We start from the raw sequence: 22483 nt of genomic DNA, 5'->3' as shown, positions 1-22483 counted from the left end.
CCCGGAGTCATCCCGGCGGACGGCGACCCGGCGCCGGTGGCGCCGTCACCGATTCCGGTGCGAAAAGGACATCCGATGATCAAGAGCGTCGCCACCATCCTGGCAGGGTTGCTCGCGCTCTCGCCCGCCATCGCAGACCCGGGCCCGGCACCTAGGGCAACACCGGCCACCGACTATCGCACGCGACTGCCGCAGGACGAGGTCATCTATTTCGTCCTCCCCGACCGCTTCGAGAATGCCGATCCCGCCAACGACCGCGGCGGCCTCACCGGCGATCGCCGCGTCACCGGCTTCGACCCGACCGCCAAGGGCTTCTATCATGGCGGCGACCTCAAGGGCCTGACCAAGCGGCTCGGCTATCTGCAGGATCTCGGCGCGACCGCGATCTGGCTCGGTCCGATCTTCAAGAACAAGCCCGTCCAGGGCGCGCCCGGCCGGGAGTCCGCGGGCTATCACGGCTATTGGATCACCGACTTCACGCAGGTCGATCCGCATCTCGGCACCAATGCCGACATGACCGCGCTCGTCACCGCGGCGCATGCGCGCGGGATGAAGGTCTATATGGACATCATCATCAACCACACCGCCGACGTGATCCAGTACCGCGAATGCACCGAGGGCACCCCTTGCGCGTATCGCGACCGCGCCAACTATCCCTATCAGCGCAAGCTCGGGCTGCGCGGAAAGCCGATCAATCCCGGTTTCGCTGGCGACGCCGTCCGCACGCCTGAAAACTTCGCGCGACTGACCGACCCCGGCTTCGCCTACACGCCCTATGTGCCTGCGAAGGAACGGACCGTGAAGGTCCCCGCCTGGCTCAACGACCCGATCTATTACCACAACCGCGGCGACTCGACCTTCACCGACGAGAGCTCGACGATGGGCGATTTCTCCGGCCTCGACGACCTCGCGACCGAGAACCCCCGCGTCGTGTCGGGCATGATCGACATCTTCGGCAGCTGGATCGACCGCTTCAAGGTCGACGGCTTCCGCATCGACACCGCGCGCCACGTGAACCCCGAATTCTGGCAGGCCTTCACGCCCGCGATGCTCGACCGCGCCAAAGCGAACGGCATCCCCAATTTCCACATCTTCGGCGAGGTCGCCTATGGGACGATGGATCCGGGCTATCTCGCGCGCTTCACCCGCGTCGACAAGCTCCCCGCAGTGCTCGACTTCGGCTTCCGCTGGGGCGTGACCGACGTCGTCGCGGGCAACAAGGGCACCAACGAGCTTGCCGCCTTGTTCGACGGCGATGCGCTCTACGAGCACGGCGCCGACACCGCGATGATCCTGCCGACCTTCCTCGGCAATCACGACCAAGGCCGCTTCGCGCGCGACGTCCGCCGCCTCAACCCGAACGCAAGCGAGGCCGAGGTGCTCGCCCGCGTCAAGCTCGGCCATGCGATGCTGCTGACGATGCGCGGCGTGCCGACGATCTATTCGGGCGACGAGCAGGGCTTTGCCGGCGACGGCGACGACCAGGACGCACGCGAGGACATGTTCGCCTCGAAGGTCGCGGTCTATAACGACAACCGCCTCGTCGGCACCGACGCCACCACCGCGACCGCCAATTTCGGCACGACCCACCCGCTGTTCCGCCAGATCGCCGAGCTCGCCCGCCTCCGCGTCGCGCACCCGGCGCTGACCCGCGGCCGCACGCTCGTCCGCGCGCGCGGCGACACGCCCGGCCTGTTCGCGGTCTCGCGCTTCGATCCCGTGACCGGCGCCGAGATGCTCCTTGCGTACAACACGAGCGCCAAGCCGCTGACCAGCGCGATCCAGGTCGAGACTCGCTCGACCCGCTTCGATACGCTCGCCGGCGCTTGCGCCGCGCGCGCGACCGCCCCCGGCAGCGTCACGCTGACCATCCCCGCCTTTGGCTATGCGGTCTGCGCCGCGGAGACCCGCTGATGCCCGACGATACGAGCCTGCCCGTGCACCGACCCTGGTGGAAGGGCGCGGTCATCTACCAGATCTATCCGCGCAGCTTTGCGGATTCGAACGGCGACGGCATCGGCGACCTGCCCGGCATCACCCGCCATCTCGACTATGTCGCGAGCCTCGGCGTCGATGCGGTCTGGCTGTCGCCCTTCTTCACGTCGCCGATGAAGGACTTCGGCTATGACGTTGCGAACTACCGCGATGTCGACCCGATCTTCGGCACACTCGCCGATTTCGACACGCTGATCGCGCGCGCGCACGCGCTCGGGCTCAAGATCATCATCGACCAGGTCTACAGCCATACCTCGGACGAGCATCCCTGGTTCGTCGAGAGCCGTTCGTCGCGCACCAACCCCAAGGCCAACTGGTATGTCTGGGCCGACGCCAAGCCCGACGGCAGCCCGCCGTCCAACTGGCAGTCGGTCTTTGGCGGCCCCGCCTGGACCTGGGACGCGCGCCGTCGCCAATATTATCTGCACAATTTCCTCAAGGAGCAGCCGCAGCTCCACCTCCACGACGCGGACGTGCAGGACGAGATCGTCGACACCGCCAAATTCTGGCTCGACCGCGGCGTCGACGGCTTCCGGCTCGACGCGATCAACTTCGCGATGCACGACCCCGCGCTGACCGACAATCCGCCGGTCACCGACAACAGCCTGAAGACGCGCCCCTTCGACTTTCAGGCGCATGTCCACAACCAGAGCCACCCCGACATCCCCGCCTTCCTCGAACGGCTGCGGCGGCTGATCGACGGGTACGGCGACCGCTTCACCGTGGCCGAGGTCGGCGGCGCCGACAGCGACCGCGAGATGAAGCTGTTCACGCGCGGCCAGACGCGGCTCAACAGCGCGTACGGCTTCGACTTCCTCTACGCCAACGAGCTCAGCCCGAAGACCGTCGCCGACGCAATCACGCTCTGGCCGTCGGATGCGGAGATGGGCTGGCCGAGCTGGGCGTTCGAGAATCACGACGCGCCGCGCGCCGTCTCGCGCTGGATCGCGCCCGACCAGCGCGACGCGTTCGCGCGGATGAAGATCGCGCTGCTCGTCTGCCTGCGCGGCAACATCTTCCTCTATTACGGTGAGGAACTCGGGCTGACGCAGGTCGAGGTGCCGTTCGACCAGCTCCAGGATCCCGAGGCGATCGCCAACTGGCCGCTGACGCTGTCGCGCGACGGCGCGCGCACGCCGATGCCGTGGCAGGCCGATGCGCCGCATGCGGGCTTCACGGACGCGACGCCGTGGCTGCCCGTCGGTGCGGACCATCCCGCGCTCGCGGTCGACCGGCAGGAGGGCGATCCCGACTCGCTGCTCGCGCTCACCCGCCGCCTGCTCGCGCTGCGCCGTGCAATCCCGGCGCTCGCGATCGGCGATCTGGTCCTCACCGAGGTCACCGACACGCTGCTCGCCTTCGAGCGCCACGACGGCGACCGGACGTTGCTCTGCGTTTTCAACATCGGTGCGGAGCCGATCGACTGGAGCCCCGCCGATCCCGGCGACTGGCGCGTCCTCGAAAGCATCAACGACGCCACGACAGGGCGACTGGGTGGCTATGCCGCGCTGATCGCCGAAAGGACCGGATCATGAAGACCCTCTCGCTCACGCTGGCGACGTTGCTCGCGACCACCGCGCCCGTGGTGGCGCAGGACCAGGCCGCCCCCGCCGTCACCACAAACGAGACGATCAAGCCGCAGCCCGTCCCGACGATCCCCTCGGCGATCGCGACCTCGCCCGACGGCAGCATCGCGGTCACCGTCGCGACCGACGGCGAAGGCCATGCGACCTACAGCGTCACGCGCAAGGGCACGCTGATCGTCAAGCCGTCGCGGCTCGGCTTCCTCTTCACCGACGCGCCCAAGTTCGACCGGCATCTGAAGATCGAGACCGTCACCCGCGACAAGGCGGATTCGACCTGGACGCAGCCCTGGGGCGAGTGGAAGACGATCCGCGACAACCACACCGAGATGCGCGTCCGCCTGCGCGAGACCGACCGGCTGCAGCGCGCGATCGACGTCGTCTTCCGGCTCCAGGACGACGGCATCGGCTTTCGCTACGTCTTTCCCGACCAGCCCAATTTCAAGACGGTGAACATCGCCGAGGAGCTGACGCAGTTCGCCTTCGCCGAGGACGCGACCGCCTGGTGGAAGCCCGGCTTCGAATGGAACCGCGAGGAATATCTCTACAACCGCACGCCGCTCGCCGATGTCGGCACCGCCGCGACGCCGATCACGCTGAAGCTCGCGGGCGGCACGCATGTCGCGCTGCACGAGGCCGCGCTGGTCGACTATGCCGGCATGAACGTCGCCAAGGTCGAGGGCAACACGCTGAAGGCGGTGCTGACCCCCGGCGCCGGCGCGCCCAAGGTCGCGCGGAGCGGCGCGTTCGCGACACCCTGGCGCACGCTGATCCTGTCGGACGACGCGCCCGGCCTGTACATGAGCCATATCGAGCTCAACCTCAACGAACCCAACAAGCTGGGCGATGTGAGCTGGGTGAAGCCCGGCAAGTTCGTCGGCGTCTGGTGGAACATGATCACCGGCAAGTGGAGCTGGGCGACCGGTCCCAACCACGGCGCCACCACCGCGCATGTGAAGACCTATATCGACTTCGCCAGCGCCAACAAAATCCCCGGCGTCCTCGTCGAGGGCTGGAATGTCGGTTGGGACGGCGACTGGTTCGGCGACGGCACCGCGATGCAGTTCGACACGCCGACCCCAGATTTCGACGCCGGCTATCTCGCCAAATACGCCAAGTCGAAGGGCGTCTACCTGATCGGGCATAACGAGACCGGCGGTTCGGCGAGCCATTATGACGGCCAGCTCGACCGCGCCTTCGCCTTTGCACGCGATCACGGCATCCCCGCGATCAAGACCGGCTATGTCACCGACGCGGGCCAGATCGAGCGCGTCGATCCCGACGGGTCGCAGCACCGCGAATGGCATGAGGGACAGTGGATGGTGAACCATTATACCCGCGTCGTCACCACCGCCGCCAAGTACAAGGTGTCGATCGACAGCCACGAGCCCGTCAAGGACACCGGTCTGCGCCGCACCTATCCCAACTGGGTCGCGCGCGAGGGCTCGCGCGGCATGGAATATAACAGCTGGGCCGGCAAGAACCCGCCCGAGCACGAGGCGAACCTCGCCTTCACGCGCATGCTCGAGGGGCCGATGGACTTCACCCCCGGCGTGCTCAGTCTCAAGGGGACCGACGACAGCGATCTCCTGTCGACGATCGCCAAGCAGCTCGCGCTCTACGTCGTGCTCTATTCGCCCGTCGTGATGGCGGCGGACACGCCCGAGAACTACGCGAAATATCCCGCCGCGTTCCAGTTCATCAAGGACGTGCCGACCGACTGGTCCGACACCCGTGTGCTCAACGGCGAGGTCGGCGACTTCGTCACCTTCGCGCGCAAGGATCGCACGTCGAACGACTGGTATGTCGGCAGCGTCACCGACGAGAATGCCCGGACGCTCACCGTCGCGCTCGACTTCCTCGACGCCGGTCGGACCTACACCGCGCAGATCTACCGCGACGGCCCCGGCGCGGACTACAAGACGACCGCACGCCACGCGATCACGATCGAGACCAAGCGCGTCCGCAAGGGCGACACGCTGACGCTCGCGCTCGCTCCCGGTGGCGGTCAGGCGATCCGCTTCAAGGCACGCTGAGCCGGCAGGACCGGCGCTGCGGTATCGCAGCGCCGGTCCCGTCACCCGTCAGCGCCGCGGTGGCGAAAGCGGCCCGCCGATCTCGATCGCCTTCTGATAGCCCGGCACCGCCTTCAACCGCTCGAAATACGCGCCCACCGCCGGCTGGTCCCTGAGCAGCCCCGCGCTCTCCGCGGTGGCGAGCAAATACGACATCTGGATATCCGCCAGCGTCAGCTTCGCCCCCATCAGATACGGCCCCTCGCCGACCCCGTCGGCGATATACGCAAACGTCTTGGCGACCTCGGGCTCCGAGAATTTGCCGAGGCCCTCGGGCAGCCCGCCCATCATCTTGCCGATCACCGTCATCATGATCGGGAACGCCGCCGAACTCTCGACATAATGCAGCCATTCGTCATGGATCGCCGCCTCGGGCGTGCCCTCGGGCGGGCTGAGCCGCGCGCCACCGTACTTGCGATCGAGATAGGACAGGATCGACGCGCTCTCGGCAAGCGTCAGGTCATCGTCCTGCACGATCGGCGCCTTGCCCAGCGGATGCACCGCCTTCAGCGACGCGGGCGCGCGGAAGCCCGCATCGCGCTCGTACCGGACCAGCTCATAGGGCAGCTGCAGCTCCTCCAGCAGCCACAAGATACGGAAAGACCGGGAAAAATTCAGATGATGGACGGTCAGCATGGCGGGTCCTCGGATCGTGGTGATTATCGGATCGGCATGCGGAACGGGTCAGGCGGTTGGAAGGTTTCGCTGCCATGACCGGAATGCTCCGGAGACGGAGTCGATCATGCCGAACACCAGCCCAGATCTTACCTGCGACGTTGCAATAATCGGCGCAGGCACCGCCGGTCTCGCGGCCGAACGCAACGCGCGACGCAACGGCGCGCGCACGCTGCTGATCGACGAGACCTTTTCGGGCACCACCTGTGCCAGCGTCGGCTGCATGCCCTCCAAGCTGCTGATCGCCGCCGCCCACGCCGCGCACGCGGTCCGCCAGGCATCGGTCTTCGGCATCGCCGCCGAGCCGAAGATCGACGGCGCCGCGGTGATGGCGCGCGTCCAGCGTGAACGCGACGCGTTCGTCGCGGGCGTCTGCGACTCGCTCGACAAGCTCCCCGACGGCGTGAAGGTCGAGGCCCGCGCACGCTTCGTCGACGCGACCACGCTCCGCCTCGACGACGGCCGCACTGTGACCGCCAAGGCAATCGTGATCGCGACCGGCTCCTACCCGAACATCCCCGACAGTTTCGACGCGGTCCGCGACCGCGTACTCACCAACGAGACGATCTTCGACCTGCCGACCTTGCCCGGCTCGGTCGGCGTGATCGGCGCGGGCCCGATCGGCCTCGAACTCGCCCAGGCGCTCGTCCGGCTCGGCGTCGAGACGGCGGTGTTCGACCAGTCCCCCGGCCTCGCCGCGCTGAAGGACGAGAAGGTCTCGGCGGTGCTGCACGCTATCCTCGACAAGGAACTGCCGATCCATCTCGAGATGAAGCTGAAGGCGGAACCCGACAGCGGCGGCGTCCGCCTGTCCTGGTCGGGCGAGCAATCGGGATCCCGCCGCTTCGACTATCTGCTCGTCGCGACCGGCCGCCCGCCGCGGCTCAAGGGCCTCGGGCTAGAGACCACCGGGATCGCGCTCGACGATCACGGCACGCCGGTCTTCGACAGGACGACGATGCAGTGCGGCGACGCGCCGATCTTCATCGCGGGCGACGCGGATCACGACCGCACCGTGCTCGGCGAAGCGTCAGCCGAGGGGATGATCGCCGGCCGCAACGCCGCGCAGTTCCCCGACGTCACCCCGGGCCCGCGAATGGTCCCGCTCGCGATCATGTTCACCGACCCGACCGTCGCGGTCATCGGCGACATCACCCCCGACGACCAGGACGACATCGTCATCGGCGAAGCCTCCTACGACGATCAGGGGCGCGCCAAGGTCATGGCGCGCAACGCCGGGCTGGTCCGCTTCTATGCGGAGGCGGGCACCGGCCGGCTCACGGGCGCGACGATGGCGGCCCCCGGGGTCGAGCACAGCGCGCACCTGATCGCCTGGGCGATCCAGCAGGGCCGCACCGCGACAGACCTGCTCGACATGCCCTTCTATCACCCTACCCTCGAGGAGGGGCTCAAGCCCGCGCTCCGGGCGATCTGCAAGGCAGTCAGCGCGCCCGTCCCGGCCGACCGCGACGACGGCTTCACCGCAGGCGCCTGAGCCTCAGTCGTCGAGGTCGAAATAGGCGACGACGTCGTTCTCGGTCGCGATGTACAGCCCCGCCTGGACGTCCGCGTCCTGTTGCGCGGCGATCGCCAGCGCCTCGCCGAGCGGCCCGTAGAACAAGGTCGTCGCCGCCCCGCCCTCGAGCGCATCGTCGAGATGATAGAGACGAACGCCGACGGCGGAGGAGATGGTACGCATCCCGCGTCCCTGCCGCGCTGCGCCGCGCGGTGCAACCGCCGCGCGTTACCCGCCGGTCAGGACGCGATCCGCTCGAGCGCCTGCGCCTCGATCTTCTCGAGCTCCGCCAGCGTCTGCGCGATCGCATCCTGCTGCTGCTGCAGATCGTCGATCCGCTGGCGGCAGCGTTCGGCGAGCGCGCGCATCTGTTCGACATGCTGCGGATCCGCGTCGTACAGATCGAGAAACTCCTCGATGTCGCGCAGCGAGAATCCCAGCCGCTTGCCGCGCAGGATCAGCTGCATCCGCGCGACGTCGCGCCGCGTATAGACGCGCGTCGTCCCGATCCGGCACGGCTCGATCAGCCCCTTGTCCTCATAGAAGCGCAGCGTCCGCGCGCTGACCCCCAGCGCCTGCGACACGTCCTGTATCCCGGTAAGATCGTCCTGCCGCTCGTTCACGGTGTCGCTCCCCTCTCCCCCGACGCCGCCCCGGCCGGCATTGCGCCCGCCAGCCTGGCCTCTTCCTCCGCGACAAGTTCCTTTTTGGATAGCTTGCCGATCAGCGTCTTGGGCAGAGTGTCGCGGATTTCGACCTCGCGGGGAAGCTCGATCTTGCTGATCTTGTCGCGCAGAAAATCGCGCAATTCCACAGGGGTTGCGACCGCACCCTCGACCAGCGTGACGAACGCCTTGGGCGCCTGTCCGCGATAGGCGTCGGCGACACCGATCACCACCACCTCGGCGACCGCGGGGTGCTCGTACAGCGCCTCCTCGATCACGCGCGGATAGACGTTGTAGCCGCCGCACAGGATCAGGTCCTTGATCCGGTCGACGATGAACAGATAGCCGTCCGCGTCGAGATGCCCGACATCCCCGGTGCGCAGCGCCCCGTCCGCGAACAGCGCCGCGCTCGCTTCCGGCTTGTGCCAATACCCCTGCGTAACCTGCGGGCCACGCGCGCAAATCTCGCCATTCTCACCGACCGGCAGCAACCGGGTCGGGTCCTCGCGGTCGCGGATCTCGATGATCGTGCCCGGGAAGGGCAGCCCCGCCGACCCCGGCTTGTTCAGCCCCTCGATCGGATTGCAGGTGATGATCGGCGACGCCTCCGACAGGCCATAGCCCTCGACCAGCTTCGACCCCGTCGCCGCCTCGAACGCGGTGCGGACTTCCGCGGGCAGCGGCGCGCCGCCCGAGATGCACGCATGGATCGACGACAGGTCGATCGGCTGCGTCTCCGCCGCCTTGGTGATCGCCGCATAGATGGTCGGCACCGCGGGGAAATAATTCGGCCTGGTCCGGACGATCGTCTTCAAGAGCTGCTGCAGCTCGAACCGCGGCAACAGGATCATCTGCGCGCCCGCGCGGATCGAATAGGTGAGCACCGTCGTCAGCGCAAAGACGTGGAACAGCGGCAACGCGCCCATCACCCGATCCTGCTCGGGCGTCTCGCCGCCGACGAACGTCATCATCGCATCCGCGTTCGACACCAGATTGGCATGGCTCAGCATCGCCGCCTTGGGCTCGCCCGTCGTCCCCCCGGTATATTGCAGCACCGCGACCTCGTCCGGCGACACCGCGACCGGCGCGGGCGTGCCCTTTGCATGCACCAGCGAGTCGAAGCTGCGATGCCGCGCGTCGTTCGGCGCGCGCGCGATCTCGGCGCGCTTGAATATGCGGTAGGCGATCGACTTCAGCGTCGGCAGCGCGCCCGCAATCGGGCAGGTGATGACATGCCGCACCCCCGTCTCGCCCGCGACCTTCAGCACGCGCGCATGGATCTCGGCGATATCGCAAGTCGCGATGATCTCCGCGCCCGAATCCTTCAGCAGGTGACACAGCTCGCGCTCGACATAGAGCGGGTTGACGTTGACGACGATCCCGCCCGCCTTCAGCACCGCGAAGAACAGCACCGGATAATAAGGCGTGTTCGGCAGGCACAGCGCGACGCGCGTTCCCTTCACCACGCCCAGATCCTGCAACCCCCGCGCCGCATGCGTGACCGCATCGCCAAGCTCGGCATAGGTCATCGTCGACCCAAGGAAATCGAGCACCGTCCGCGACCCGAATCGACGGACCGCCGTGTCGAGCATGTCGCCCAACAAACGCGCTTCGCCTTCTAGCGGTACGCCGATCGCACGGCCGACGGTGTCCAGCATCTCTCTCTCCTTTTCGGCGTGCGCTCTCGACTGATATTGTAGCCCGCATCACCTTGACGTATAGGAGAGGTATCGCACCTTAAGGGTAGCCCGCAAGTCTTAAGCGGACCGATTGCAATTGGAGAGGATCATCGTGACCAACGTCGTCATCGCCGGGTACGCCCGCTCGCCGTTCCACCTTGCCGGCAAGGGCGACCTCGCCCGCGTCCGCCCCGACGATCTCGCGGCGCAGACGATTCGCGGGCTGCTCGACAAGACCGGCGTCGATCCTGCCGAAATCGAGGACATCATCCTCGGCTGCGCCTTCCCGGAGGGCGAGCAGGGCCTGAACGTCGCGCGGATGATCGGCCTGCTCGCCGACCTGCCGCTGTCGGTCGGCGGCATGACGGTCAACCGCTTCTGCGGCTCGTCGATGAGCGCGATCCACATCGCGGTCGGCCAGATCAACATCGGCGCTGGCGACGCGTTCATCTGCGCCGGGCTCGAATCGATGAGCCGCGTACCGATGGGCGGCTACAACCCGCTCCCCAACCCCGATCTCTTCAAGAAGAACGCGGGCGCGTACATGGGCATGGGCGAGACCGCCGAGAACGTCGCGCGCGATTACCAGATCACGCGCGCCGAGCAGGATGCGTTCGCGGTGAAGAGCCAGGACAAGGCCGCCGCCGCGCGCGCCGATGGCCGCCTCTCCGACGAGATCGTGACGATCCAGACCAAGGCGGGCCCGGTCAGCCAGGACGGTACGATCCGCGCCGGCACGACGACCGAAGCGCTCGCGGGTCTCAAGCCTGCGTTCAGCGCGGACGGCTCGGTCACCGCCGGCACCTCCTCGCCGCTGACCGACGGCGCCTCCGCCGTCCTCGTCACCTCGGAAGAGTTCGCGACGAAGCACGGCCTGACCATCCTCGCGCGGATCAAGTCGGTCGCGGTCTCGGGTAACGAGCCGTCGACGATGGGCCTCGGTCCGATCTACGCCTCGCAAAAGGCGATGGAGCGCGCCGGCATCACCGTCGCCGACCTCGACGTGGTCGAGATCAACGAGGCGTTCGCCAGCCAGGCGATCGCCTGCATCCGCGACCTCGGGCTCAAGGACGAGACGATCAACCTCGATGGCGGCGCGATCGCGATCGGCCATCCGCTCGGCGCGACCGGCGCGCGCATCGTCGGCAAGGCTGCAGCCCTGCTCGCGCGCGAAGGTGGCCGCTACGCGCTCGCAACTCAGTGCATCGGCGGCGGTCAGGGCATCGCAACGGTGCTGGAGCGCGCATGATGTCGGACCAGATCAAAAAAGTCTGCGTCATCGGCGCAGGCGTCATGGGCGCAGGGATTGCGGCACAGGTCGCCAATGCCGGCATCCCGGTGCTGCTGCTCGATATCGTGCCCCGTGAGGGTGACGATCGCGATGCGGTCGCCAAGGGCGCGGTCGCGAAGATGCTCAAGACCGACCCCGCCCCCTTCATGTCGAAGCGTGCGGCCAAGCTGGTCGAGACGGGCAACATCGACGATCATCTCGACCGCGTCGCCGAGTGCGACTGGATCGTCGAGGCGATCGTCGAGCGGCTCGACATCAAGCAGGCGCTTTATGCCAAGCTCGAGGCGCTGAAGCGTCCGGGCACCGCGGTCTCGTCGAACACCTCGACGATCCCGCTCGGCCATCTTGTCGACGGCCGCTCGGACCAGTTCAAGGCCGACTTCCTCATCACCCATTTCTTCAACCCGCCGCGCTACATGCGGCTGGTCGAGATCGTCCGCGGCGAGCATACCGACGTCGCGGTCGCCGGGAAGGTCGAGGATTTCGTCGATCGCTTCATGGGCAAGCGGATCGTCCGCGCAAAGGACACGCCGGGCTTCATCGCCAACCGCATCGGCACCTACTGGCTGGCGATCGCGATCAACGCCGCGATGGACCAGGGGCTGACCGTCGAGGAGGCCGACCAGATCGGTGGCCGTCCGATGGGCGTGCCCAAGACCGGGATCTTCGGGCTCGTCGATCTCGTCGGCGTCGACCTGATGCCGCTGCTGTCGAAGAGCCTCTCCTCGACGCTCCCCGCGGGCGACCCCTATTTCGACACGGTCCGCGACATGCCGCTCGTCGACAAGATGATCGCGGAGGGCTTTACCGGCCGCAAGGGCAAGGGCGGCTTTTACCGTTTCGACAAGGCGACGCGCACCAAGCTCTCGCTCGACCTCGCGACCGGCGACTATCGCCCCGAGACCAAGCCCGCCGAGCTGCCCGGCAAGACCGGCAAGGATCTCGCCGCGCTGATCGCCGAACCCGGCAGGATCGGCACCTATGCCTGGACGATCCTCGGCAACACGCTGTCCTACGCCGCCATGCTCGTCGGCGAAGCGGCGGACGATATCGTCGCGATCGATGACGCGATGAAGCTTGGGTACAACTGGAAATACGGGCCGTTCGAGCTGATCGACCGGATGGGGCCGGGCCTGCTTGCCCAGCGTCTCGCTGCCGAGGGCCGCGACGTGCCTTCGATCCTGACGACCGCGGGCGACCGTCCCTTCTACCGCGTCGAGAACGGCAACCGACAGTATCTGACCACCGAGGGCGACTATGTCGACGTGCCGCGCGCCGACGGCGTCGAACTGCTCGAGGACATCAAGCTCCGCTCGCAGCCCGTCCTGACCAACGCCTCGGCGTCGCTCTGGGACGTCGGCGACGGTGTCGCCGCGCTCGAATTCCACACCAAGATGAACGCGCTCGACGACCAGGTCATCGCGCTCATCGAGGAAGCGGTCCCGGTCGTGCGCGAGCGCTTCAAGGCGCTGGTCGTCTATAACGAGGGCAGCAACTTCTCGGCGGGCGCCAATCTCGGCGCGGCGATGTTCGCGGTCGGTGCGGGCCTCTGGGACATGGTCGAGGCCAGCGTTGCGCGCGGCCAGCAGGCGTATAAGGCGCTGAAATACGCGCCCTTCCCCGTCGTCAGCGCCCCCGCCGGGCTCGCGCTCGGCGGCGGGTGCGAGATGCTGCTTCACTCGGACGCGGTCCAGGCGCATGCCGAGACCTATGCCGGCCTCGTCGAATGCGGCGTCGGGCTGGTGCCGGGCTGGGGCGGCAATGGCGAGATGCTCGATCGTTGGACGAAGTCGCGCACGCTCCCCAACGGCCCCATGCCCGCGCTGACCAAGGTGTTCCAGGCGGTCTCCACCGCACAGGTCGCCAAGTCGGCGGCGGAGGCCAAGGAGATGATGATCCTGCGCAAGGACGACGGCATCACCATGAACCGCGATCGCCTGCTCGCCGACGCCAAGGCGAAGGCGCTTGCGCTGGTCGAGGGCTATGTCGCCCCCGAGCCGCCGACCTTCCGTCTGGCGGGCGCGAGCGGTCGCACCGGGCTGTCGATGGCGGTGTCCGACTTCCACAAGAAGGGCATGGCGACCGACTATGACGTGGTGGTCGCCGACCGCCTCGCCGAGGTGCTGACCGGCGGCGAGGCCGACCTCGTCGACACCGTCACCGAGGCGCAACTCCTCGACCTCGAACGCGCCGCCTTCATGGCAAGCGTCAAGGACCAGCGCACCCAGGCGCGCGTCGTCCACATGCTGCAAACGGGCAAGCCGCTGCGCAACTGAGGCAGTTCCCCCGCGCGAGCGGGGGAACACCCGCATGAACGCTTTTTCACCCGCCCGGATCAGTAAGAACACTTGACTATTGTTCGTACAAATCTAGGCGGGGCGAAGAGCTGCCGTATACGGCAGCAGGCTCGCGATTAGGTCGCGGGTCTCGCCAAGACAGCGGATGACCGTACACATGCGGCGTCCCGACACCAGGAGAGGATAGACGATGTCGCTGATGATGATCGCCGCGCTGCTCGCCGGCGCCCCCGCAACCGCCGACACCGCGATCGGCCGCTGGCGGACCGAGACGCACAACGCCATCGTCGAGATCGCGCGCTGCGGCCCCTCGATCTGCGGCAAGATCCTGACTTCCGACGCGCTGCGCGCCAACCCGTCGATGAAGGACGCCAACAACAGCAACGCCGCGCTGCGCAACCGCCCGATCCAGGGCATGCAGATGCTCAGCGGCTTCAAGCCCGACAAGGACGGCGTGTGGAGCAGCGGCCAGGTCTACAATGCCGAGGACGGCAAGACCTATAGCGGCAAGATCACCCCCGTCGGCGCGAACCAATTGAAGCTGCGCGGCTGCGTCTTCTTCCCGCTCTGCAAGACCCAGACCTGGACGCGCGTCCGCTGATCCCAGGTCTCCCCTCACGTTCCCCTAAAAGTTAGCGTTCAGGAATTTTGTAAATGTCGTTTCGTACCAAGGCCCCGTTGCTGGCCGTGACCGCGCTCGTCTCCGCTTTCGGGTTCGCCAGCACCGCCTATGCCGACGCCTTCTACCTCCAGGCGCAGTCGGCACGCGGCGCGGGCCGTGCGTTCTCGGGCGAGGCCGCCGATACCGGCGCCGCGTCGCTCTGGTGGAACCCCGCCGCGATCGCCGGCATCCGCGACGGCAGCGCGACGCTCAGCGCCAGCGCGATCATCCCGCGCGGCGACGTCATCGACACCGGCTCGCAGATCTGCCGCCCGGGCGGCCAGCCCTGCACCGCGATCAGCGGCCAGTCGAACTCGAGCGACCCGGTCAACAAGGGCGTCGTCCCCTCGGGCGCCGTCGCCTATCCGCTGACCGACCGGATCGCGGTCGGCCTCGTCGTCACCTCGCCGTTCAGCTTCACGACCAACTATGACGCCGACAGCTGGGCCCGCTACAGCGCGGACAAGACGCGCCTGCGCACGATCGACATCCAGCCCTCGATCGGCGTCGAGCTGACCGACTGGCTCCGCGTCGGCGGTGCGCTCAACGTCGAATATACCGACGCGATCCTCAGCAACGCGCTCCCCAACGTCTCCGCGGCGCAGCCCGACGGCCGCCAGGAACTCAGCGGCGACGGCTGGGATCTCGGCTGGACCGCCGGCGTCCAACTCCACAACGACTTCGCCACCGTCGGCGTCACCTACAAGTCGAGCATCCGTCACAAGCTGAAGGGCGACCTCGTCGTCACCGGCCTGCTCGGCCCGCTCGCCGGCGGCAACACCGACATCTCGGGCGCGACCGCAGAGTTCAACACCCCCGGCCAGGTCATCGTCGCGGGCCGCGTCCGCGCCACCGACCAGCTGACGCTCAACGCGCAGGTCATCGCGTTCAACTGGAGCAAGTTCGACACGATCGATCTCGGCGCGCCGCTCAACACGTCGATCCCCGAAAACTACCGCGACAGCTGGAGCCTCGCGGGCGGTCTCGACTATGACGTCACGACCAAGCTGACGGTGCGCGGCGGTGTCCAGCGCACCAAGACGCCGACCCAGGACGGCCAGCGCGACGCGCGCGTCCCCGACGCCGATCGCTGGACCTATGCCGCCGGTGCCTCCTACCAGCTGACGCCGCGCATCGCGGTCGACGCCGCCGCGCAATATGTCGACTTCGAGAACACGACGATCGACCGCGCCACTTTGGTCGCGGGCAGCATCATCCGCACCAACGGCGCGCTCCGCGACGCCAGCGCGATCGTCACCTCGCTCGGCGCCCGCGTCTCGTTCTGACGCGCCCAGCCCCTCCCCGCACCGGGGAGGGGCACCCTACCCCTTCATCCGGATCGTCAGCCCGGACACCGCGAGATCGACCGTCTCCACCGTAGCCGCGACCCGCTGGTTGAGCATCCCGGCCAGATCGCGGAACCGCCGCGCCATCGCATTGTCGGGCACGATCCCCATCCCGACCTCGTTGGTGACCAGCACCAGCCGCCCCGTGACGCGACCGATCGCGTCCAGCAGCGCGGCGATCGCCGTCTCCGCATCCGCCTCCGCCTCCGCCAGCATCAGGTTCGACGCCCACAAGGTCAGGCAGTCGACCAGTATCACCCCGTCCGGCGCATCCGCCTCGGCGATCGCCGCCGCCAGCGCGAGCGGTGCCTCGACCGTCCGCCACCGTTCGTCCCGCTCGGAGCGATGCCGCGCGATCCGGTCGGTCATCTCGCCGTCGAATGCCTGCGCGGTCGCGATATAGACCAGCGCGTGGCCACCTGCCGCCTCTGCCCCCGCCTCTGCCAAAGCCTGCGCATGGCGGCTCTTGCCGGAGCGCGCACCGCCGGTCACCAGCACCGTCTTTCCAAACCCCTGCACGCCCGTCTCCTCCATCGCCTCTTGCGCTATCCCCGGCGAATGGCGAAGGCCAGCAGCAACGCCGCGGCATCGCCGGCGCAGGGGACGCATGTGCACGCGCTGATGGAACATGGCGGCCGGATCGACAGCGCGCAGGCGCTGTACCCGCACGCGCCGCGTCCCTGGCTCGACCTGTCGACCGGGATCAACCCCTGTGCGTGGGAGCCGCCCGCCGATCTCGCGGTCGACCTGCGCAGCCTCCCCTCGCCCACCGCACTCGCCACGCTCGAGGCCGTCGCCGCGCGCCACTTCGGCACCGACCCCGCGCGCGTCGTCGCACTGCCCGGCACCGAGATCGGCCTGCGCCTGCTCGGCGAGCTCGGCCTGCCTGCCCCCGCCCGCCATGTCGGCCCCAGCTACGCGACGCACGAAGCGGCCTTCCCCGCGCGTATCTCGATCGACAGCCTGACCGACGAAGCGACACACGGCGGCACCATCCTGCTCGCCAACCCGAACAACCCGGACGGCCGGCTGGTCAGTCCGGACGCGCTTCGGCCAGTGATCGACCATCTCCGCGAGAATGCAGGCTGGCTGGTGGTCGACGAGGCCTTCGCCGACACGCTCCCCGACGCCGGCCTGGCCTCGCACCTGTCCGCAGAAGATCCCGTCATCCTGTTCCGATCATTCGGAAAGTTCTTCGGACTCGCGGGCGTGCGGCTCGGCTTCATGATCGCACCGCCCGGCATCGTCGCGCGGGTCCGCGACCGTCTGGGCAGCTGGCCGATCTCCGCCACCGCGCTCGCGATTGGCACCGCCGCCTATGCCGACCGAGCCTGGATCGAGACCACGCGCAGACATCTCGTCACCCGCGCGGCCGAGCTCGACGCGGTGCTTCTCCGCCATGGGCTCGCCGCGACGGGCGCCTGCCCGCTCTTCCGCCTCATCGTAACAGACGACGCCAAGTCCCTGTTCGAACGCCTGAATATGACGGGCATCCTGACGAGGCCCTTCACCTATGACCCCCGCTGGCTGCGTCTCGGCGTCCCCGCCGACGCAGCCGCGCTGGCGCGTCTCGACACGGCGCTCGCGCATGGCTGATCCCGTCGCGCTCCTTGCGCTCGCGCTCGACGCCGCGTTCGGCTGGCCGGAACGGCTCTACCGTCGGATCGGTCATCCCGTTGGCGCGATCGCCGCGATCATCGGCGCGCTCGAAAAGGCACTCAACCGTCCCTCATGGCCCGACGCGACGCGCCGCATCGCCGGGGTCGCGACGCTCGCGATCACGCTCGCGGTAACGGGCGGGATCGCCTGGGGCGCGACCTGGCTGATGACGACCTATCTCGGCGGCTATGCCTGGATCGGCATCGGCCTCCTCGCCGCCCCCGGTCTCGCGCAGCGCAGCCTCAACGATCACGTCGCGCCGATCGCCGCCGCGCTCGGCAAGGGCGACGTGCAGGGTGCGCGAATCGCGGTCGGCAAGATCGTCGGCCGCGACACCTACCGGCTCGATTCCGCCGGCATCGCCCGCGCCGGAATCGAAAGCCTTGCCGAAAGCTTCTGCGACGGCGTCGTCGCGCCGCTCTTCTGGCTGCTCGTCGGCGGGCTTCCCGGGCTGTGGATCTACAAGGCGATCAACACCGCCGACAGTTTGATCGGTCACCGCGAACCCCGTTGGCGCGCGTTCGGCTGGGCCTCGGCGCGGATCGACGATCTCGCCAACTGGATCCCCGCGCGGATCAGCGGCGCCTTGCTGTGTCTCGCCGGTCCCGGCGGCTGGCGCGTGATGCGGCGCGACGCGCGCAGACATGCCTCGCCCAATGCCGGCTGGCCCGAGGCGGCGATGGCGGGCGTGCTCGACCTCCGCCTCGCCGGCCCGGTTAGCTATGACGGCGTCACCCAGCTGAAGCCCTGGATCGGCAGCGGTCGCCCCGCCGCCACCGCCGCCGACATCGCCCGCGCGCTGCAGGTCTATCGCCGCGCCTGCCTGCTGCTGTGGATCGTCACGGGGGCGCTGCTGTGGGTGCGGTGATGCTTCAGGGCACCGGCTCGGACGTCGGCAAGTCGGTGCTCGTCGCCGGGCTCTGTCGCGCGCTGGCCAATCGCGGGCTTTCCGTCCGCCCCTTCAAACCGCAGAACATGTCGAACAACGCCGCCGTCACCGCCGATGGCGGCGAGATCGGCCGCGCGCAGGCGACCCAGGCGATCGCCGCGCGCATCGCTGCGACCACCGACATGAACCCCGTTCTGCTCAAACCGCAGGGCGACCGCAGCTCGCAGCTCGTCGTCCACGGCAAGGTCCGCGGCATCCTGCGCGCGAGCCGCTGGCGCGAGGGGCGCGCGGGGCTGATGGACGACGTGCTCGCCAGCTATCACCGGCTCCGTGCGCAGGCGGACATCGTCGTCGTCGAGGGCGCGGGCAGCCCGGCCGAGATCAACCTGCGCGCCGCCGACATCGCAAACATGGGCTTTGCGCGCGCCGCGGGCGTCCCCGTCATCCTGATCGGCGATATCGACCGCGGCGGCGTCATCGCCTCGCTCGTCGGCACGCGTGCGGTGATCGACCCCGCCGATGCCGCGATGATCCACGGCTTCCTCGTCAACAAGTTTCGCGGCGACCCCGCGCTGTTCGACGACGGCTATCGCGCAATCGAGGCGCGGTCGGGCTGGCGCGGCTATGGTGTCATCCCCTGGCTGCCCGAGGCCGCCCGCCTGCCGAGCGAGGACGCGGTCATCCTCGAACGCCAGACCGGTCACGGCCGGCAAGACGGCCAGATCGTCATCGCCTGTCCGATCACCCCGCGCATCGCCAATTTCGACGATCTCGATCCGCTGCGGCTCGACCCCGGCGTTACGCTCGTCATGGTCCCGCCCGGCGAACCGATCCCCGACGCCGACATGATTATCCTTGCCGGCTCCAAGGCGACGATCCCCGACCTCGCCTTTCTCCGCGCGCAGGGCTGGGACATCGACATCTATGCGCATCGCCGCCGCGGCCGCACGGTGCTCGGGCTTTGCGGCGGCTATCAGATGCTCGGTCGCAGCATCGCCGATCCGGACGGGCTGGAAGGGCCCGCCGGTATCGCCCCCGGGCTCGGCCTGCTCGACGTCGCGACGCTCCTGTCCCCCGCCAAGACGCTCGAGCGCGTCGCCGGCACCGCGATCGGCGCACGGTTCGACGGCTATGAGATCCATATCGGCGAAACCACCGGCCCCGACACCGCGCGCGCACTCACGACTCGCGACGATGGCCGCCGCGACGGCGCGGTCAGTCCCGACGGGCTCGTCTCTGGCAGCTATGTCCACGGCCTGCTCGGCCTCGCGGATCAGCGCCGCGCCTGGCTCAGCCGGCTCGGGGTCGACGCGGTCGGTCCCGACCATGCGGCATCGATCGACGCCGCGCTCGATGCGATTGCCGAAACGCTCGAACGGCATCTCGATATCGACGCGCTGATCGCGCTGTCGAAGCTCGCGGGCTCAGACGCGGCCGGCGATGGCGAGCGCGACTAGCATTCCGGTCTCGACGAATTCGATCCCCGCGCCGTGGCAATCCCCCGATACGCCCCCGACCCGCCGGATCAGCCACCAGCCGAATACCGCGATCAGTGCAGGGGCCCCTGCAACGGCATGCACAGGCACCCCTAAACACCCTGTTACGCACCCCCAAAAGACCAGATCGTGCACCCTGATCTTCCCTGCCACCATCCCTCCCAGCCCGCCCTCGCGGAGCAGCGGCACCCACCGCGCCCAGCACAACGGCCCAATCCGCGCGAGCATCGGGACGACGATCACGACCGCCCATCCCTGCGCGGAGACAGCATGCAATAAGACAAGTTTTGCAAGGAGTTGCAGCGCGATCATCACAACACCGAAGCTGCCGATATGCGGATCCGCCATCACCGCGATCAGCCGGTCGCGATTGCCATGCGCGGCACCCAGCCCGTCTGCCAGATCCGCCAGCCCATCCAGGTGTAAGGCCCCTGTAATCGCTACCCAAATTGTCAGCGCGGCGAGCGCCCCGGTCCACGGATCGACCTGCGCGCCGACTGACCCCGCGCCCGCGACGACCACCCCGATGCACGCCCCTACGACCGGATACCACCGGATCGCGGCGGCAAAATCCTCAGCGTCCGCAGTGACTTGCGGCATCGGCACGCGCGTCAGGAAGCCGAAGGCGACGATCAGCCGCTTCACGAAACCGGATCCGTCTGCAGCCCCACGATCTGCGCCGTCCGGTCCGGCCAGATCCGTAGCGTAACGAGCGCCGCATAGGGCAAATCGAACGCCCAGAGCTCGCGCAACCCGAATCCGCACAGCGATCTCAACGCCGCACGGATCGCCCCGCCATGTGTCACGATCAATGAGGTTTCAGGTGTAAGATCTTCTATCGCATCGGTAATTCTAGCGACCAAATCACTCCACCGCTCGCCACCCGGTGGCGCTGCCCCATCCGGATCGTCCCAGAACCGCTGCAACGCCGCAGCGTCGATCTCCGCCGCAGCCAGCCCGTCCCAGTCCCCGAAATCCAGCTCCCGCCACCGCGCATCAGTCGTCGGAGCGAGCCCACGCTCCCGCCCGATCGCATCCGCAATAGCCTGCGATCGTATGAGATCAGAACAGACCAACGCCTTGAAATCCCGAGACTTTACCCGCGCCACACAGGCCGCCAACCCCTCCGCCGTGACCGGACTATCGGTCCGCCCCAGCATCCGCCCGGTCAATTCAGGCGCCCCATGCCGCAACAGGTGGAGCAGGAAAGGCGCGCTCACGCCACCGACACCCCCGCCTCGGCAAACGTCGCCATCCCGTCATGCGCCGCCAGCGCCGACCGGATTACGCCCACCGCAACCGCCGCCCCGCTACCCTCCCCCAACCGCATTCCAAGTCTCAGTAAAGGCTCGAGTTTTAGCGCGGCGAGCAGTAGCTCATGCCCCGGCTCCGCCGAACAATGCCCGGCAATGCAATGCTCCACAATGCCAGGATACGCCGCCGCGATCGGTGCAATCGCCGCCGACGAAATGAATCCGTCGAGCACAACCGGCACCCCCGCCACCCGCGCCGCCACCACCGCGCCAGCGATCGCGACGATTTCACGCCCCCCGACCCGCCGCAACGTCTCGAACGGCGTGCGCGGGCAATCATCATGCCGCCCAATCCCCGCCTCAACTACCGCGATTTTCCGCGCGATTCCCGCCACATCAACCCCCGTCCCCGGCCCAACCCAGTCCGCGGCGGTTCCGCCGTAACTGCGCAGACACAGTGCTGCGGCCGACGTGGAATTCCCGATCCCCATCTCACCCACGACAAGCATGTCGAGCCCCGGCACGACGACGCCCGCTCCGATATTGAGCGCAGCGAGACACGCGGCTTCGTCCATCGCCGCTCCCGTCGTGAAATCCGCCGTAGGGGCTTCCAGATCGATGTCGGCGATGATCAGCTCGAGCCCGACGGCATCCGCCAGCGCATTGATCGCCGCGCCCCCATGGCGGAAATTCTCGACCATCTGTGCAGTTACGGAGACCGGGAAAGCGCTGACCCCGTGCACCGCAACACCGTGATTTCCGGCGAAAATTGCCGCCCGCGCGCGCTCGAACCGCGGCCGCTCGCGCCCTTGCCAGCCCGCCATGAAGACCGCGAGGTCTTCCAATCGGCCAAGCGACCCGGGCGGCTTGGTCAACTGGCCCTGCCGCAGCGATGCGGCCCCTCGCGCGGCTTCGTCTGCCGCGGGAAGGGCCTGCAGCGCCGCCTCGAACGCTGCGACCGTCGGGAACAGCGTCACTGCGCGACATAGCCGGCGGGTGGCGTCCGGGTGATGAAATGCCCCTTGATCCCGGCCGGCCACTGCCGGAACGGCACCTGCCCCTCCGCACTCTCCGCATGCAGCACGGCATAATCGAGGATCGCCCGCGCCGCGTCCTCGTCAGGCGTGAAGCGCCCCAGCACATAACCGATCTTCGCGGGGCCGCGGACATGGATGGTGCAAAAGTCCTGACACGCGAACAGGCACGGCATCGCCTGGACCGCAATCCCGGCATAGCGCGGATCGCTTGCCTGGACCGCCTGCAATGCCGCGACGAGTCTTGCACCACCCCGCATGCCCTCGGCATCGTCCTTTGCATCGGTGGAAGCGCGGCAGGTGCTGCAAGCGACGACGGCCGCACCGTCTTCGGCGGGAACCAGAATATTTGGCATTGAAACCCCATGA

At 68.1% G+C, this 22483-nt stretch carries 20 protein-coding genes; 11 read left to right on the top strand and 9 right to left on the bottom strand.

The genetic code is table 11. The features are described from left to right. Positions 1–75 precede the first annotated feature (75 nt). Genes ASE72_RS14500 through ASE72_RS14490 form a run of 3 tightly spaced genes read left to right on the top strand, consistent with a single transcriptional unit; the run spans position 76 to position 5614 of the window. Complete coding sequence (locus ASE72_RS14500; protein WP_056022866.1) at positions 76–1914, top strand: alpha-amylase family glycosyl hydrolase; 1839 nt, start codon at positions 76–78, stop codon at positions 1912–1914. After that, entirely contained in the window at positions 1914–3530 is a 1617-nt protein-coding gene (locus ASE72_RS14495; protein ID WP_056022863.1) for an alpha-amylase family glycosyl hydrolase, read from the top strand. Before ASE72_RS14500 ends, ASE72_RS14495 begins: the two co-directional genes overlap by 1 nt. Beyond that, positions 3527–5614, top strand: coding sequence for a glycoside hydrolase family 97 protein (locus ASE72_RS14490; RefSeq protein ID WP_082446102.1), 2088 nt, complete (start codon positions 3527–3529; stop codon positions 5612–5614). Before ASE72_RS14495 ends, ASE72_RS14490 begins: the two co-directional genes overlap by 4 nt. 48 nt (positions 5615–5662) lie before the next feature. On the opposite strand, the gene ASE72_RS14485 is transcribed toward ASE72_RS14490, so the two are convergent. Further along, entirely contained in the window at positions 5663–6289 is a 627-nt protein-coding gene (locus tag ASE72_RS14485) for a glutathione S-transferase family protein (RefSeq protein WP_056022859.1), read from the bottom strand. A gap of 106 nt (positions 6290–6395) precedes the next feature. Here ASE72_RS14485 and ASE72_RS14480 point away from each other — a divergent pair, with 106 nt between their 5' ends. Beyond that, the gene (locus ASE72_RS14480) at positions 6396–7823 is read left to right on the top strand and encodes a dihydrolipoyl dehydrogenase (protein ID WP_056022856.1); all 1428 of its coding nucleotides are present in this window, start codon (positions 6396–6398) and stop codon (positions 7821–7823) included. A 3-nt stretch (positions 7824–7826) separates the two neighbouring features. Here ASE72_RS14480 and ASE72_RS14475 read toward each other — a convergent pair whose 3' ends face one another. From ASE72_RS14475 to ASE72_RS14465, 3 genes are read right to left on the bottom strand one after another with little or no spacing between them, the layout of a single operon-like run. Beyond that, positions 7827–8027: a hypothetical protein gene (locus ASE72_RS14475; protein ID WP_056022852.1), complete on the bottom strand. Its 201-nt coding sequence runs from the start codon at positions 8025–8027 to the stop codon at positions 7827–7829. A 56-nt stretch (positions 8028–8083) separates the two neighbouring features. After that, complete coding sequence (locus ASE72_RS14470) at positions 8084–8467, bottom strand: MerR family transcriptional regulator (RefSeq protein WP_056022849.1); 384 nt, start codon at positions 8465–8467, stop codon at positions 8084–8086. Next, on the bottom strand, positions 8464–10167 hold the full coding sequence (locus ASE72_RS14465) for a long-chain-fatty-acid--CoA ligase (RefSeq protein WP_056022846.1): 1704 nt from the start codon (positions 10165–10167) through the stop codon (positions 8464–8466). Before ASE72_RS14465 ends, ASE72_RS14470 begins: the two co-directional genes overlap by 4 nt. 133 nt (positions 10168–10300) lie before the next feature. Between ASE72_RS14465 and ASE72_RS14460 the strand changes: the two genes are divergently transcribed. The 4 genes from ASE72_RS14460 (at position 10301) to ASE72_RS14445 (ending at position 15723) form a co-directional block, all read left to right on the top strand. Then, on the top strand, positions 10301–11437 hold the full coding sequence (locus ASE72_RS14460; RefSeq protein WP_056024169.1) for a thiolase family protein: 1137 nt from the start codon (positions 10301–10303) through the stop codon (positions 11435–11437). Beyond that, positions 11437–13755 (top strand): 3-hydroxyacyl-CoA dehydrogenase/enoyl-CoA hydratase family protein, encoded by a 2319-nt coding sequence (locus tag ASE72_RS14455; protein WP_056024166.1) that lies wholly within the window; start codon positions 11437–11439, stop codon positions 13753–13755. The genes ASE72_RS14460 and ASE72_RS14455 overlap by 1 nt, the downstream gene beginning before the upstream one ends. A 211-nt stretch (positions 13756–13966) precedes the next feature. After that, the gene (locus ASE72_RS14450) at positions 13967–14377 is read left to right on the top strand and encodes a DUF2147 domain-containing protein (protein ID WP_056022843.1); all 411 of its coding nucleotides are present in this window, start codon (positions 13967–13969) and stop codon (positions 14375–14377) included. A 53-nt stretch (positions 14378–14430) separates the two neighbouring features. Next, on the top strand, positions 14431–15723 hold the full coding sequence (locus ASE72_RS14445) for an OmpP1/FadL family transporter (RefSeq protein ID WP_056022841.1): 1293 nt from the start codon (positions 14431–14433) through the stop codon (positions 15721–15723). 36 nt (positions 15724–15759) lie between these two features. On the opposite strand, the gene cobU is transcribed toward ASE72_RS14445, so the two are convergent. Beyond that, positions 15760–16317, bottom strand: coding sequence for a bifunctional adenosylcobinamide kinase/adenosylcobinamide-phosphate guanylyltransferase (gene cobU / locus ASE72_RS14440; RefSeq protein ID WP_056022838.1), 558 nt, complete (start codon positions 16315–16317; stop codon positions 15760–15762). 87 nt (positions 16318–16404) lie between these two features. On the opposite strand from cobU, the gene ASE72_RS14435 reads away from it, so the two are divergent. The 3 genes from ASE72_RS14435 to ASE72_RS14425 are packed head-to-tail and all read left to right on the top strand — an operon-like array spanning position 16405 to position 19788. After that, positions 16405–17379, top strand: a complete 975-nt coding sequence (locus ASE72_RS14435) for a threonine-phosphate decarboxylase (protein ID WP_156350581.1) — start codon at positions 16405–16407, stop codon at positions 17377–17379. Further along, entirely contained in the window at positions 17372–18310 is a 939-nt protein-coding gene (cbiB, locus tag ASE72_RS14430) for an adenosylcobinamide-phosphate synthase CbiB (protein ID WP_056022834.1), read from the top strand. The genes ASE72_RS14435 and cbiB overlap by 8 nt, the downstream gene beginning before the upstream one ends. Then, on the top strand, positions 18298–19788 hold the full coding sequence (locus ASE72_RS14425; RefSeq protein WP_056022831.1) for a cobyric acid synthase: 1491 nt from the start codon (positions 18298–18300) through the stop codon (positions 19786–19788). The genes cbiB and ASE72_RS14425 overlap by 13 nt, the downstream gene beginning before the upstream one ends. Here the strand turns inward: ASE72_RS14425 and cobS are convergent. The 4 genes from cobS to ASE72_RS14405 are packed head-to-tail and all read right to left on the bottom strand — an operon-like array spanning position 19756 to position 22461. Then, a complete protein-coding gene (cobS, locus tag ASE72_RS14420) occupies positions 19756–20472 on the bottom strand; it encodes an adenosylcobinamide-GDP ribazoletransferase (protein ID WP_056022828.1) in 717 nt (238 codons plus the stop codon). The two genes, ASE72_RS14425 and cobS, sit on opposite strands and share 33 nt — an antisense overlap. Next, positions 20469–21047 (bottom strand): histidine phosphatase family protein, encoded by a 579-nt coding sequence (locus tag ASE72_RS14415; RefSeq protein ID WP_082446100.1) that lies wholly within the window; start codon positions 21045–21047, stop codon positions 20469–20471. Before ASE72_RS14415 ends, cobS begins: the two co-directional genes overlap by 4 nt. Then, complete coding sequence (gene cobT / locus ASE72_RS14410; protein ID WP_056022826.1) at positions 21044–22057, bottom strand: nicotinate-nucleotide--dimethylbenzimidazole phosphoribosyltransferase; 1014 nt, start codon at positions 22055–22057, stop codon at positions 21044–21046. The genes ASE72_RS14415 and cobT overlap by 4 nt, the downstream gene beginning before the upstream one ends. After that, positions 22054–22461: a DUF1636 domain-containing protein gene (locus ASE72_RS14405; protein WP_056024157.1), complete on the bottom strand. Its 408-nt coding sequence runs from the start codon at positions 22459–22461 to the stop codon at positions 22054–22056. The genes cobT and ASE72_RS14405 overlap by 4 nt, the downstream gene beginning before the upstream one ends. Positions 22462–22483: the final 22 nt, after the last annotated feature.

It is taken from the genome of Sphingomonas sp. Leaf20 (assembly GCF_001421535.1).
GTDB lineage: Bacteria > Pseudomonadota > Alphaproteobacteria > Sphingomonadales > Sphingomonadaceae > Sphingomonas.
This window is presented reverse-complemented; position numbering and strand designations above follow the sequence as displayed.

Bases quoted from the DNA above. Each gene is read 5' to 3' on its own strand.
- ASE72_RS14500 (WP_056022866.1), top strand. From the start codon at position 76: ATGATCAAGAGCGTCGCCACCATCCTGGCAGGGTTGCTCGCGCTCTCG.
- ASE72_RS14495 (WP_056022863.1), top strand. From the start codon at position 1,914: ATGCCCGACGATACGAGCCTGCCCGTGCACCGACCCTGGTGGAAGGGC.
- ASE72_RS14490 (WP_082446102.1), top strand. From the start codon at position 3,527: ATGAAGACCCTCTCGCTCACGCTGGCGACGTTGCTCGCGACCACCGCG.
- ASE72_RS14485 (WP_056022859.1), bottom strand. From the start codon at position 6,289: ATGCTGACCGTCCATCATCTGAATTTTTCCCGGTCTTTCCGTATCTTG.
- ASE72_RS14480 (WP_056022856.1), top strand. From the start codon at position 6,396: ATGCCGAACACCAGCCCAGATCTTACCTGCGACGTTGCAATAATCGGC.
- ASE72_RS14475 (WP_056022852.1), bottom strand. From the start codon at position 8,027: ATGCGTACCATCTCCTCCGCCGTCGGCGTTCGTCTCTATCATCTCGAC.
- ASE72_RS14465 (WP_056022846.1), bottom strand. From the start codon at position 10,167: ATGCTGGACACCGTCGGCCGTGCGATCGGCGTACCGCTAGAAGGCGAA.
- ASE72_RS14455 (WP_056024166.1), top strand. From the start codon at position 11,437: ATGTCGGACCAGATCAAAAAAGTCTGCGTCATCGGCGCAGGCGTCATG.
- ASE72_RS14450 (WP_056022843.1), top strand. From the start codon at position 13,967: ATGTCGCTGATGATGATCGCCGCGCTGCTCGCCGGCGCCCCCGCAACC.
- ASE72_RS14445 (WP_056022841.1), top strand. From the start codon at position 14,431: ATGTCGTTTCGTACCAAGGCCCCGTTGCTGGCCGTGACCGCGCTCGTC.
- cobU (WP_056022838.1), bottom strand. From the start codon at position 16,317: ATGGAGGAGACGGGCGTGCAGGGGTTTGGAAAGACGGTGCTGGTGACC.
- ASE72_RS14435 (WP_156350581.1), top strand. From the start codon at position 16,405: ATGGAACATGGCGGCCGGATCGACAGCGCGCAGGCGCTGTACCCGCAC.
- cbiB (WP_056022834.1), top strand. From the start codon at position 17,372: ATGGCTGATCCCGTCGCGCTCCTTGCGCTCGCGCTCGACGCCGCGTTC.